The sequence below is a fragment of the uncultured Desulfosarcina sp. genome, assembly GCF_963664155.2.
Taxonomy (GTDB): Bacteria; Desulfobacterota; Desulfobacteria; order Desulfobacterales; family Desulfosarcinaceae; genus Desulfosarcina.
In genome coordinates, this window is record NZ_CAXXXH010000001.1 from 1,751,660 (window position 1) to 1,764,714 (window position 13,055).

The 13,055-nt window shown below is 40.9% G+C and carries 13 protein-coding genes; 4 read left to right on the forward strand and 9 right to left on the reverse strand.

The window, feature by feature from the left end; genetic code table 11:
- Window positions 1-127: 127 nt before the first annotated feature.
- From ACHZBS_RS07940 to ACHZBS_RS07960, 5 genes are all read right to left on the reverse strand, one after another.
- Window positions 128-1,393 carry a glycosyltransferase gene (locus tag ACHZBS_RS07940; protein WP_319405963.1) on the reverse strand — a complete coding sequence of 422 codons (1,266 nt, stop codon included), beginning with the start codon at window positions 1,391-1,393 and terminating at the stop codon, window positions 128-130.
- 86 nt (window positions 1,394-1,479) lie between these two features.
- Window positions 1,480-2,667, reverse strand: coding sequence for a glycosyltransferase (locus tag ACHZBS_RS07945; protein WP_319405964.1), 1,188 nt, complete (start codon window positions 2,665-2,667; stop codon window positions 1,480-1,482).
- Between the two features lie 64 nt (window positions 2,668-2,731).
- Entirely contained in the window at window positions 2,732-3,727 is a 996-nt protein-coding gene (locus ACHZBS_RS07950) for a glycosyltransferase (RefSeq protein ID WP_319405965.1), read from the reverse strand.
- 322 nt (window positions 3,728-4,049) lie between these two features.
- Complete coding sequence (locus ACHZBS_RS07955; protein WP_319405966.1) at window positions 4,050-5,051, reverse strand: polysaccharide deacetylase family protein; 1,002 nt, start codon at window positions 5,049-5,051, stop codon at window positions 4,050-4,052.
- A 133-nt stretch (window positions 5,052-5,184) separates the two neighbouring features.
- Window positions 5,185-6,390 (reverse strand): hypothetical protein, encoded by a 1,206-nt coding sequence (locus ACHZBS_RS07960; RefSeq protein WP_319405967.1) that lies wholly within the window; start codon window positions 6,388-6,390, stop codon window positions 5,185-5,187.
- Window positions 6,391-6,778: 388 nt separating this feature from the next.
- Between ACHZBS_RS07960 and ACHZBS_RS07965 the strand changes: the two genes are divergently transcribed.
- Together ACHZBS_RS07965 and ACHZBS_RS07970 are read left to right on the forward strand one after the other, a co-directional pair.
- Window positions 6,779-6,943, forward strand: a complete 165-nt coding sequence (locus tag ACHZBS_RS07965; RefSeq protein WP_394708039.1) for a transposase — start codon at window positions 6,779-6,781, stop codon at window positions 6,941-6,943.
- Window positions 6,944-7,022: 79 nt separating this feature from the next.
- On the forward strand, window positions 7,023-7,292 hold the full coding sequence (locus tag ACHZBS_RS07970) for a transposase (RefSeq protein ID WP_319405968.1): 270 nt from the start codon (window positions 7,023-7,025) through the stop codon (window positions 7,290-7,292).
- Window positions 7,293-7,447: 155 nt separating this feature from the next.
- On the opposite strand, the gene ACHZBS_RS07975 is transcribed toward ACHZBS_RS07970, so the two are convergent.
- Window positions 7,448-7,657, reverse strand: coding sequence for a GIY-YIG nuclease family protein (locus tag ACHZBS_RS07975; protein WP_394707974.1), 210 nt, complete (start codon window positions 7,655-7,657; stop codon window positions 7,448-7,450).
- Window positions 7,658-7,675: 18 nt separating this feature from the next.
- Between ACHZBS_RS07975 and ACHZBS_RS07980 the strand changes: the two genes are divergently transcribed.
- Window positions 7,676-8,191, forward strand: coding sequence for a transposase (locus tag ACHZBS_RS07980; protein ID WP_319405969.1), 516 nt, complete (start codon window positions 7,676-7,678; stop codon window positions 8,189-8,191).
- Between the two features lie 393 nt (window positions 8,192-8,584).
- Here the strand turns inward: ACHZBS_RS07980 and ACHZBS_RS07985 are convergent.
- Window positions 8,585-9,720 (reverse strand): IS3 family transposase gene (locus ACHZBS_RS07985; RefSeq protein WP_319405970.1). Its coding sequence is split into 2 segments (ribosomal slippage): window positions 8,585-9,441 and window positions 9,441-9,720, totalling 1,137 coding nucleotides; the frame shifts between segments, so codons are not numbered across the junction.
- A 40-nt stretch (window positions 9,721-9,760) separates the two neighbouring features.
- Window positions 9,761-10,564, reverse strand: coding sequence for an IS3 family transposase (locus ACHZBS_RS07990; RefSeq protein WP_319405971.1), 804 nt, complete (start codon window positions 10,562-10,564; stop codon window positions 9,761-9,763).
- Window positions 10,565-10,654: 90 nt separating this feature from the next.
- Between ACHZBS_RS07990 and ACHZBS_RS07995 the strand changes: the two genes are divergently transcribed.
- Window positions 10,655-11,784 (forward strand): IS3 family transposase gene (locus ACHZBS_RS07995; RefSeq protein ID WP_319405160.1). Its coding sequence is split into 2 segments (ribosomal slippage): window positions 10,655-10,925 and window positions 10,925-11,784, totalling 1,131 coding nucleotides; the frame shifts between segments, so codons are not numbered across the junction.
- A gap of 126 nt (window positions 11,785-11,910) precedes the next feature.
- On the opposite strand, the gene ACHZBS_RS08000 is transcribed toward ACHZBS_RS07995, so the two are convergent.
- On the reverse strand, window positions 11,911-12,210 hold the full coding sequence (locus ACHZBS_RS08000; RefSeq protein WP_319404665.1) for a transposase: 300 nt from the start codon (window positions 12,208-12,210) through the stop codon (window positions 11,911-11,913).
- Window positions 12,211-13,055: the final 845 nt, after the last annotated feature.

Genomic DNA, 13,055 nt, shown 5'->3' on the forward strand with positions numbered 1-13,055 from the left:
ACATGCAAGTTGCAACGAAAATTCTGCTACCATGTTATCGAATGTAATTTCAATGGTTAATGGCCATTATAGGAATCAGCTTTTAAAGCATTCATCGGTGTCTTTTATTTTCAAGCATTTCAGGCAGTCATTTTTTTTGAATGGCATAATCAGATATCACCTTCTGGAGATGGTTGAAAAGTAGTGATCCGTTCTTTTGGTAGTTAAAAGTTTCGATCATCTTTTGTCTTCCTTTTTTTGCAATTTCAGATGCTTTAAAGGGTGCTTTAATTATAAGTTCGAGTTTTTCGGCGATATCTATTGATGATTTTGGCGGTACCAGAAAGCCGGTATTTCTATTTTCTATTATTTCAGGAATGCCGCCGACCGCGGATGCTATTACCGGACGCTCACAGGCACAGGCCTCCATAACTACATTTGGAAGTCCTTCCATCCAAGAAGGAAGTACAAACACATCTGATGCATTCATATAACCGGGTATATCAGTGTGCCCGACCGCTCCTACCAATCGAACGCTTCTTTGTAATCCTTCTTCCCGGATCATTTTTTTTACTTTTTTTTCATCAAACAACGGTCCAACCATCAACAACTTGATAGTTGGATATTTTTTTGAAAGCCGAGCAAACGCATTCAGCAGATCGAAGATACCTTTCGATTGTGTTAATCGTCCAACAAAAAGAATAACAAAGTCTTCATTCGAATACTCCAATTTATTTCGGTATTCATAACGCAGTCCAGGTTTCGATTTAAATTTTTCTGTATCGACACCCGAATAGAAAGTGATTGTTTTAGCCTTTCCATCCGTCAAGATTTTTGCTTTCTTATTTAGATCATCAGAAACGCATATTACAAGTTCGCTGCCTAAAAATATTTCCCGATGGTGCTTATAATAGATGCTATCGGGTTTGTCATAATATAAATTTGTGTGGTCGCCGATGGCGCTCGCAGTGTATGGAATCCCCATTTCATTAGCTATCCAAGACATGGATAGAGACAAATCACCCCATGTAGCAAGGTATATCAGGTCAAATGGGAACTCTTTATAGATTTTGTATATGACCGGTTTCATCTGCTTGTAGGTCAATTTCGGAGCAATTTTTGAATAATTTAGAGGGAATCTTAGGTGGATGCCTTGCCGGCAAATCGATACACCCTGCCAATTGTATTCAAACACTCGAGGTTGCGTATAAAAATTAACCACCCTCTTATAAGATTTTAAATATGATCCAAAAGTCAAATGATCTCTTTTGTAAACTTTTATATCAATACCATTTGCCTGTAATTGTTCCGCCCAGTTTGCAACGAATGTACCTTCGTATTTAGAATCAGGGCTTGGATACGTGCAGGAACAAATTAATACTTTTAATTGCTTAACGGATTTTTCAATGTTCAAGATTACAATCTATCCTTTTATGATTTTGAATCACATTTTTTTTGTTTTTTTATTAAATTTAAATTTTCAAAATATTTCATTGAGCGTTAGGTGACAGTTGATTTGTGAAAAAGCTCTGAAAGTGAAAAAATATTTCTCTGCATGTCATAGTCTATTTCGAAAGACATTTTAGCACCCTTAGAAAGTCTATCTTTTAGATCATGATCCGTTGCCAAATTTAAGATGCATTTAGCTAATGCCTCACTATCACCAACAGGAAAGAGCAATCCATTTTTTTGATTGCTAATGAAATCACTGAGTCCCGGTACATTTGAGCCAATTATGGGCAGGCCACAAGCCATTGCTTCTATCATTGCCACGGAAAGTCCTTCATATTGGGATGGGATAACAAAAATATCAGAAGCCCTCATTAAAGATAGAACATCATTCCTCCGGCCGAGCAATTTTACATAAGGGTTAAGGTTTAATTCATTTATTAACTTCAGCAACCGAAACTTTTCATCAACATTGCCCTTTGGTCCGTCACCTACGATTAGAACAAGAAGTTCTTTGTTACCTTGAGATATAATTGATGCGGTGGCTTTGATCAAGGTACTAAAGTTTTTCATAGGAACCAGTCTACCAACGGCTATGAGTTTCAGCTTGTTAGTTGATTTTGGAAATTCCTCTTCTAACAAATTAATATTGGATTGTTCTTGGTTTAACAAGATTCCATTTTTTATAACCAGGACTTTATCTTCTTCTAATCCGTAGGTTTGGCAAACAATGTCTTTAATTTTTGAAGAAACAGCAAGAACTTTATCTGCACTTTTTAAGAAAATATTATCAATCATTTTTTTAAGGAATACTCGAGGATCTAAAATTGATCTTGAATCAATTAAAGCCATAGTTGAATGAATGGTCGGAAAGGCAGGTATTCCAAGTATTTTACCGATAAATATTGCCAGTTTATTTGACTGACCATTATGGGCTTGAATTACATTAATGTTTTTTTCTTTTATAATAAAAACAAGGTTTCTCAATAATAATATTAAGTTAAATGAAAAAACTATTGGATTTTTAATGCTGGGTAGATGAGGACCGAAGTTAACTGTCACTCCTAAGTTCTCAATGATAGACCGTACGGGACCATCATTACCAAAACAGTAAACAAAATGATTGAAGTGTCTATTTCCTAGCGCTTTGGTATAATGAACAAGCATCATTTCAGCACCGCCAATACCCAAAGAGCCGACCACATGCATTACATTTATTATGTTTTTACTTTCGGACATTAAAAGATCCTTGAGAATGATATACAAAATATAATTGAGAATAGTAACTTTTCAAACTAATTTATTATGATAGTAAAGATAAGATCACTTTTTCGATTTTTTGAACAAACTCTTTTGACCCATATTTTAAATTAACTGTTTGCTTTGCCAAAGTTTCAACTTGACTAACCGTTAATGGATTTAAATCTAAATATCGAATTACATTACTAAGTGAGTTATGGTCTTTAAAATCGTAAAAGAAACCTGTTTTGCCATCATCTATATAATCTATTGTTGCTTTAACCTTAGGTACGATTACAACTTTACCAAGACTCATAGCTCCCAAAATAACAAGTTGACCACAGCTAATATTCTTTTCAGATAATGGTACAATTACAAATTTAGATGCTTTCACAAAATTCCAAAATATTTTACCTTCAACAAAACCGAATGAAATAATTTTAGGATTTTTTTTAATGGCTTTTTTTAGGTCGACATTCCCAGAAATAATTATGGCATGTTGATTTAATGCGGTTACTGTTTTAATAAATGTTTCGTAGTCTCTATGAGACTTTCCTCCAGCAAACAAATACTTTTCTTTCAAATAGTTTGAATCATTTGAACATTGAGGAAATTTAATTCCTAATGGAATCCAAGCAAATTTTCTTTTATTCAATCCAAATTTTCGATTGTAATAGCAGGCCTCACTTTTCGAATGGACTATAAACATATCAACGTTCCAAAACGCCCATCTTACTAATGAGATTAGTTTTTCCCATCTTGAATCTAAGATAAACGCATTTATAACACATTTTTTATTATTACGTAAAATTTTTTTCAAAATGCATAGTTGGAGAGCTATGCCTGCGGTTTGAATTATGATTAGATCGGATTTATCAAATAAAGCTTTAATAGAAACAAGGAATGAACTTAAATAAGGATGATCTTTATTTATTCCGTATGTGATGTAATTAATATTAGGATTGTTGCTTTCGGTCCAAATTCCAATTCTTTTCGATTTTTTTTCTACTCGTTGCCATGAAATAACACTAACATTAAAGGGAGGTCGATTTTTATACATTATAATATGATCATCTGATATAATAAATTAGTATTTAATAAATAATTGATTAATCTTTAACACTTTGAAATTAGTATATTTTGAGAAATTATAAAGTTTATAAATCCCAACAATATAAGTTTTTAAATTTAGGGATTGATCTTAATTTCTCGGGCCTATAACCCAAAAAATGGTGAATCTTTGTGGATAGATGATAAGCGTACCTTTCCAGAGCGGGCTTATCTAAATAAAAAATCGCTCAACAAATAGAAATCATAACAAATATTATTGTATGACCTTTTTATTGGTCATAGATCCGTATTTTTTTGAAAAACAACTATTTCTAAGTACAGTTGTAGCCACTATTACGAGAATACGTTTTTGATTTTGTAAATTTGTAAAAAATTTGATAGAATCCATTAATTAGTGCTTCAAATTCAATCATATTTTTTTTACTATTATCCACAAATCGCCTTAGTAAATATAGATTAGTATTTGGATAATTAAACCCAGAATCACACGTGGTAGCGGTTTTAATTCCTTTTTCCATAAGAAATTCAATTTGCTCTTCACGCCAAAAACCACTCGGATAACAAAAGTGATTTAATTTTTTACCTACTAAAGGTTCTAAGAAATATCGGTTTTCATCAATTTCCTTAAAGGCATTTTTCTTATTTAAAGGCCAGTTATGTCTGTGAGTATGCAATTGAATATCAACCCCTTCTGAAGCAAGTTTTTGTATCTCCAACCGGTTCATGTAAGATAGTTTCCTGTTTTTGAACAAGTCTTTAGAATTAACTTCAAGGAGATCACCTAATTCAATAAGAATTCTATTTCTTTTTTCCTGAGTACATAATTTTTGACCATAATCAATTATATTTTTTTGTATTTGAGTTGATAAAATGCTATTTTTAATCCATTCATTATTCGTAAGTTCTATTCCAATAGATGAGAAAACAGATTTCTTTTTTTCTGTTTTCCAAAGTATATAAGGAACAGCCAAACTGAATACAGGGTCTTGGATTTTTGAATAATAAGTCGAAATATAGACTGTATAGGGGTAACCAAATTTTTTTAAAACATTACGACCATGAGATATTGTGTTAAAGAATCCATCATCAATTGTTATAACTGTTGCATATGGTGGTAACTTATTTTGTTTTAGGTAATTACCTGATTCTTCCAAACTGATCACTGGAAAGTTATTATCAGAAAGATATTTCAATCGGCGTTTCAGATCGTCAGGATAAATAAATAAACCGGGATTCCACTCTGTAACATCCGAATCAGTTATTCCATGATAACATAATATTCTTAATCCATTTTTAGTCATTTTCTTTGCCACTGAAAAGAATCCTGATAATTTCAAAGCATATAAAACATTAATTTTTATCATAATTTTTTTTAAATTTTTAAAATTTGAATTTTATAAAATATACCATACTAAAGCGGAAATATTTTTCATTTTAACAATTGTGTTACTGATATAGTTTATGAAACATCAAACGTCCTATGTACTTTTTAAAAAACTCAATATTAGCCATAGCATATGGTAGCAAATCGTGTTCATCGAAAAATGCAAACGAACGAGCTTTTAAAATGCCATTTATGGTTTCTTTATAATTGATTTTCGATCTTGTTTTATTTCTCTTCCATAAACCTGAAGCTTCGTCTTTAAATGATATCCAATATACATTGTTTATCTCGAAAGGGATATTCAATGGTTGGCGTAATGATTCTGTTAGATCCAGATATGCCAATTTAGTAAAATTAACACCGCTGGCAATAAAAAGTGAGTTGTACCAGGGAAGGCGGGGGTTGATTTCAATTAAATAAAATTGATTATTTCTTTCGCTCTTTTTGAACTCAACAGATGCAAATCCATTATAATCTATTGAGTTCAGAATTTGTTGTGTTTTTAAAATTAATTTCGGCATTGTCATGCTGCGCCCTAGCGTGTTCACACCAAAGTCTGGTGGGCTTTGATGAATTTTTTGCATCGTAAAAAAGTGAGGTGGTGTCTGTTTGCCAATGTATGCGGTACATTGAAAGATATTTTTTTCATCACCAGGGATGATTTCCTGAATAATGGTATTCCTTAAAAAATATGGAAATTGACTATAAATATTCGACAATTCATTTTCATTGTTAATTATTATATTTTTCCATGGCATAGCAAATGAAATTGAGTCCTGAGGTTTCAAAATGCATGGGAAACCTATCGATTCAGAAATATAATCCATTTGATATACATCCATCATCTGAAAAGTCTTTGGTGAATTCAGCCCAACACTACGAGCGACTCTATCAGTCTCGTATTTGTTAGTGATCCATTTTAGAATGTTATTTTCTGGAATATTAAACAAGTAATATTTGGCAAGTTCTCTGCGATGTGTAGCTATGAAATTAACGAAAAAATCACTTGTAGCGAAAAGGACAGGTTTTTTATTTAACTCTTCTGCAATCTTGATAAGTTGTTTTTTTAAAACTATTTCATAATTAAATAATTCTTTCTTTATCATTACAGGAACACAATATTTGGAAAAACGAGCAACATTCTTTGTTCCGGTACCAGAACAAACCACGTAGGTGGGAATACCAGCCTTTCCTAAACTGCGAACATGCCCAAGACCATTGACATCAGCCCCAAGTACCACTGCAAAATGCGATTTTTGATTTTTCAAATTGTTTCAACTTCCAGTTAATGGAATTTCAAATACAGAGAGAGACCTTTACACAACCTATGAAAATTTGGGCGCCAGTTCGAGCCGCCACATCCATTTTTATGCTTCTAAACGCAATTTAACACAAAATATCAGTGCGTTATCGTATTTTTCACTTGCCTTTTAATGTCGCCTGTGATATATATCTTTCAATATTACAGACACTTGGAGGATATCCATGGGTTACAAAAAGCTGCGCAACTCACTCGGATTCGCCCCAGTACGATCTTCCGGACCTACGGGGTAAACTGACCTGGCACTGGCAAGCTCCCTCAAACATAACCGCAGCCTCAAACTGATGAACACACTCAATGACGCCATCGATTGGAAGCGTGTCGATCAGATCTTGATGGCTCACTATACCGTGGGAACCAGCGGTGAAGGTGCTGATGCCTATCCTCCTCTGCTCCTCTTTAAGTGCTTGCTCCTTCAAAAGTGGTTCCGCATCAACTCCGATCCCGAACTCGAAAATCAGATTCACCCCGTTAAGGGTCTAAGAATTAAAGGGCAATAGCTTCCTCCATCACATCCATTTTCATATTTCTTAAGTTTTCCAGATTTTCTTTGGACCTTTAACGGGGTAAAATGATCGCTTGTCGTTTAAAAAATTTCTCGGCCTCTCTTTGGATCGACCTTCGCCCGATCATTCCACTTTTTCCCGTTTCAGATCCCGGTTGTCTAAAAATGCCATGGATCAAATCAATTCGGAAATCCTGCGCCAGTTCGAAGCCAAGGGACTGACCATCAATGAAGGCATCGCTGTCGATGCCAGACTCGTCAAATCCGCCAGCAGGCCCATCAGCAACAAAGAAATCGATGCGCTCAGGAAAAAGCGGGACACGCCTGAGGGCCTGCTCCGTTAGAAGATTCCTGCTTTAAACCTCCTAATTTTGGATTTTATGAAAAGTGCGCTTTGCCTTCTCATGAAAAGTCTTCTAACGGGGTGAACTCAATAAAAAATTAATCCCGTTACAAATTTTCAAGGAAATGTTTCAGACGATTCTTTGTGTATCTTTTTTTACATACCATACTTCAGGTATTTTTCTCTGGCTCTCGCATCAGTTTCATTTAAACAAGCCTCATAATATATCAGCCGCAGCGGCCTTCTTTTTTCTGTAGATCCCACCCTACCATCGTTGTGTTCGACTAAACGACGTTTTAAATCATTCGTCGAACCTGTATAGAAGTGGCCATCTTTAGCGCTATGCAATACGTAAACGTAATACATCAAAATTTGTAACGGGACGTGCCCAAAAAATTTACCCGCGATCTGGATTCAAACTGGGTCATCAAAAACGATATTCCCCACTATGGTCTGAAGGAACATGCCTCCGTGGACACCAACCACGGCTTCATTCTGGCGACCACCTTGTCCGAGGCTTCGGTCAACGACACCAACTATCTCGATTATTGCACGGTGTTCAGCAAACATACAAAAACACCCATCAAAAAAGTCTATGCCGACAAAGGATACGCTGGAAAACCCAACCGTGACTTTCTGGCCGGAAACAAAATTGCTGACGGAATTATGCGAAAGGATTCAACCACGGCAAAACTCACGGATTTGGAAATCGAACGAAACAAGAAGATCTCCAAGGTACGATACATCGTCGAACAGTATTTCGGGATCAGCCATCTGAAGGATAATGCCAAGCGGGCCCGGTTTCCGCAGATCGAGAAAAATCGATTCGATGGTTGGTATCGCCAGGCAGCTTACAATATCCAAAAGGCGTTGAAAATCCCGAAACTGGCCACCGTGTAGATGGATCGGTGCGCCCGGAAGATCATTTCCGGGTTGAGCACCTTGAGATCAGCCCTCAAAAGGGCTCAATAGGCGACTTAACGGTGGCATAGCGCCTGATTTTGATCGTTCCGGTTGCTATTTTCTCCTCGTCGCTTTCAAAAAAGTTGACCGGCCATATAAAATGAGAGGGAGACGCTGATTTTCAAACCTCTTAGAGAAATGAGGTGACACTACATAGTGCAAGAATTAATCGCACTGAAAGAAAATTAGGATGTGTCGGTAAACAAGGCTGGGATTTTTTCACCAAAAATCAAATCGCTTACGGTCTGATGGAGGTGGACCCCATCGGCTGGACAGCCTGAGGGGTAGAATAAGCTATGAGCCGAGAGCTTTTTAAAAGATAAAAAGGCATCAGGCAGCCTCGGCGAAAGGATGGGGCAGACCGTAATAAACCTCATCCGGGGTTCTGTCGTCAAGGGCCGAATGGCCCCGTTCGTGATTGTAATAATCGAGCCACCGGCCCAGACCCTGCCGCAGCGCCTTACCGGTGTCGAATGCGTGCAAGTAAATGTATTGGTGTTTGAGGGTCCACCACAGCCGCTCGACGAATATATTGTCCTGGCAACGACCCCGACCATCCATACTGATGGCGACCTTGTTATCGATGAGAACCTTGGTGAACGCGTTGCTGGTAAATTGAGCCCCTTGGTCGGTATTGAAGATTTCCGGTGGCTCATAGCGGCTCAACGCCTCTTTAAGGGCATCGATACAAAAGGCGCTGTCCAGGGTGTTGGATATCCGCCAGGCGAGCACCTTGCGGCTGTGCCAGTCCATGATCGCCACCAGATACATGTACCCACTGGCCATGGGGATGAAAGTGATGTCGCTGGCCCAAACCTGATTGGTGCGACTGATGGTCATACCCCTTAGCAGATAAGGATATACCTTATGCTGGGGATGGGGGCGGCTGGTCCGCGGTTTGGGATACACCGCCTCGATACCCATTAATCGCATCAGCCGCTGAACCCGTTTGCGATTGGCTGTTATGCCCTGACGATCCAGCTGGCGGCTGATCGTTCGGCTGCCCGAGGATGGATTGGTAAGATACAGTTCGTCGATCTTGCGCATCAGTTCCAGCTCTTCTTGGCTTATGGGTATGGGTTGGTAGTAATAGGATGACCGGCTAAGATCGATTAGTTCACACTGCCGGGAAACGCTCAGCTGCCGATCCAACGGATCGATCATGGATTTACGCTGTTTGCGATTCAGCTGCTGAGCTTGCGTGCTAAAAAATCGTTTTCCACCTTGAGTTGACCGATCTGGCGGTACAGTTCGGCGGTTTGGGCATCGGCCTGTTTTCTGGATCGGTGGCTTTTATCGAAGATATCGGCTGCACCGTCGAGCATCTGCCGCTTCCAGGTGGAAATCATGGTGGGGTGAACACCAAATCGACTGGCCAACTGTGCTGCGGTTTCTTCGTTCTGAATGGCAGCCAGAGCGACCTTGGCTTTGAACTGTGGACTGTGTGATTTGCGCTTGTTACCCATCGTCAGATCCTGAATTTCCCCCGAAACAGTGGACACCGAGTTAAGCCGCAAGCGGAAAAGTTTCGTATTGCTGCGGCGTTGCATAATCAAGCACGGAGTGACGTCTTTTTCGGTTGTAGAAGATTTCAATATAGTAAAACAGGCTGCTGACAGCTTCGGACCGGCTAAGGTACCGGTGATGATTCACCCATTCGGTCTTAAGCAGATGAAAGAAGCTCTCAGCGACAGCGTTATCGTAACAGTTTCCTTTGCGGCTCATGCTGCAAATCATGCCATGCTTGGAAAGCAGTTTCTGGTAATCACCGGAAGCGTACTGGCAGCCTTGATCCGAATGATGCATCAACCCCGGTGCTGGGGCTTGTTGGTCCAGTGCCATCTCAAGTGCATGTAATGCAAGCTGACGGTTCAGCCGGGATGAGGTGGCCCAGCCGACAATTTTGCGGTTAAACAGATCGAGCAGAACGGCCAGGTACAGCCAACCCTGTTGGGTGTGGATGTAGGTGATATCACCAACCCAGGTACGATCCGGAGCATCCACGGTGAACTCCTGGTTCAACAGGTTTGGTGCTACCGGCAGGTTGTGCCGGGAGTTGGTTGTGGCTTTGAATTTCTTTTTGATACGAGACCGGATACCGGCTTCACGCATGATCCGGGCGACACGGTTTTTACCACAGCGAACGCCATCATCGGTAAGATCCCGGTGTATCTTGGGTGAACCGTAGATGCCATGGCTGGCAGCATGCAGGACACGGATCTTGTCCTCTAAAGCCCGGTTTTCAATGCTTCGACGGCTCTCCGGACGTCTGAGCCATGTATAAAAACCAGAGCGGGAGACCTTGAGCAAAGAGCCGGTTTCGGAAAAAAGGACAGGCTTTTAAGTGAAAACTCTGCTCTAATAACGCAGTAACTATTCGTTAACCAAGGAGAGCAGACAATGAAACGACCTAGACGGAATCACGCAGCAACCTTCAAAGCCAAGGTGGCGATAACAGCCTTACGGGGCGACCAGACCTTAGCGGAGTTGGCTCAACAGTTCGATGTCCACCCGAACCAGATCGTGCAGTGGAAGACCCAACTGCAAGAGCACGCCAAGGATCTGTTCGCTACAGCGGCAGAGCGCAAGGCCGTCAACGGCCCCAATGTCAAAGATCTACATGCCAAGATCGGCCAGTTGGCAATGGAAAACGATTTTTTGGCCGGCGCGCTCGGTCGTATTCCCGATGCGAGCGCAAAGTGATGATTGATCGGCAGCACCCGTTGCCGGTGGTGCAGCAATGCAAGATCCTGAAAATGGCGCGCTCGTCGTTCTATTACGCCCCCCGGGCCGTCTCAGCAGCAGATTTGGAATTGATGCGGCAGATTGACAGGCTGCATCTTGCATATCCCTTTGCCGGCAGCCGGATGCTACGGGATCTGCTGCGACAAGACGGGGCCAGTGTCGGTCGCAGGCATGTCGCCACCTTGATGCGAAAAATGGGGATAGAGGCCCTTTACCAACGCCCCCGCACCACCAAACCGCATCTGGGCCATAAGGTGTTTCCGTACTTGCTGCGCCATCGAAAGATCACAGCGCCCAATCAGACCTGGGCCATGGATATCACCTACATTCCGATGAACAAGGGCTTTATCTACCTGGCGGCTGTATTGGACTGGGCGACGCGACGTGTCCTGGCTTGGCGGCTGTCCAACAGCATGACGGCCGATTTCTGCATTGATGCTGTCGAAGCAGCGATTCGGGATTACGGAACCCCGGAAATCTTCAATACCGACCAGGGCAGCCAATTCACCGGCAAAGACTTTGTCGGCTTGTTGGAAAAGCATCATATTCAGATCAGCATGGACGGGAAAGGCTCCTGGCGCGACAACGTCTTTGTCGAACGCCTCTGGAAGAGCGTCAAGTATGAAGAAGTATATCTTCATGCCTATGACTCGGTGGCGGATGCCCGGCGCGGCCTGGGGCGCTACTTCCTTTTTTACAACCAACGCCGACCGCATTCGGCGCTTGACGGGCAGACCCCCGATGTGGTCTATTTCGGCCAACTTCCTCAACACCGGGCAGCCTGATCCCAACCCGGCAGAGTTTCTTCACTTAAAAATGCGGGTTTCTGTCCAGCACCCCGGAGCCAGCGCTCAACGCGCACATGCGGCCTACCTTGAACGTCTCCCGGTGGGCAGAAATGAATCGAAATTTCATTTCTGATCCTCCGCAAAGTAGGCCAGCGCTTTTTTTAAGATATCACGCTCTTCTTTAACCCGGTCCAGTTCACGTTGAAGATCTTTGAACGCCTGGTCTTCAGGATTTCGCTTCCCTTTTCCGGGGAAGGCGTTTTGAGGATCATCGGCCAACTGCATTTTCCAGCGACGTAGGACACTGTATTCGATACCCAGATTTCTGGATGCTTCGGCGATACCGTATCCCTTTTCAGTGATCAGCGCTACGGCCTCCTTTTTAAATTCTCGGCTGTAGCTCCTTCTTTTTTTCTTTGACATTGGAACACCTCCTGTTGCCCATATACATTGGGCTTTTTGAGGTGTCCACTAAATTGGGGTAAATGCAATCCTCCTCATTTTTGGTCTGACTCATAGCTTAGCACATTGTCCAGTTTTTGGGGTCCACCGCCGATGGCTTAAAGACTCAACACGACCAAGTTGACCCAGTTAATTCGTTCGAAGAACGTCTTTTTCGCAATTAGACCGTACGAACTGAATTCGTAGTTGAGCTCTACAAAGAGATCTCCAAAGTCAGATATATCCTTTAACAGAATTTTGAGATCAGTCATCTTCATAACGGGGCTAAAAGAGTTGGCTTTACTAAAATTGAATAATCTGAGTAGCTTTCAATAAATCGTGGGAGTTAAAAATCCTTCACTTAACCATCAGATAGGTGGATCGGTATGCCCGGAGCCAGAGATGTTTTTCAGTACCGGGCACCTTAAAAAAACCATCGGTGAGGTGATTTGGACGCAAAATATTGATCTATAACAAAACTATTAGGTGCATGCTTGGATAACTTCTTGGTACATTTTCGAAAAATTTAATACCAGCATAGAATTGGTAAAAGAGCTTTATATTCAAAGGCCTCGCATTATCCCTGCTAGCGGAGGCTCGACACATGATATGAATCACAAATTAATGAACTGCCTGATGGGTCTTATAACCTGCAGAACGTATTTCTAAAGCAACTGCATCCGTTAATTAGCCAAAGGAAATCCCTTTAATGATGAATCCAGGGGATCTGGTACCCAAACTCTCCATCCGGGCTGGCATGATCAAAACGACGAAAGAGGAATGGAGAATCTCTGCCACGCAGTACCTGTTAAAAAATGGACTAATCA

Coding starts and splice junctions, on each gene's coding strand:
- ACHZBS_RS07945 (WP_319405964.1), bottom strand. CDS start 2,667: ATGTCCGAAAGTAAAAACATAATAAATGTAATGCATGTGGTCGGCTCT.
- ACHZBS_RS07950 (WP_319405965.1), bottom strand. CDS start 3,727: ATGTATAAAAATCGACCTCCCTTTAATGTTAGTGTTATTTCATGGCAA.
- ACHZBS_RS07965 (WP_394708039.1), top strand. CDS start 6,779: ATGGCTCACTATACCGTGGGAACCAGCGGTGAAGGTGCTGATGCCTAT.
- ACHZBS_RS07975 (WP_394707974.1), bottom strand. CDS start 7,657: ATGTATTACGTTTACGTATTGCATAGCGCTAAAGATGGCCACTTCTAT.
- ACHZBS_RS08000 (WP_319404665.1), bottom strand. CDS start 12,210: ATGTCAAAGAAAAAAAGAAGGAGCTACAGCCGAGAATTTAAAAAGGAG.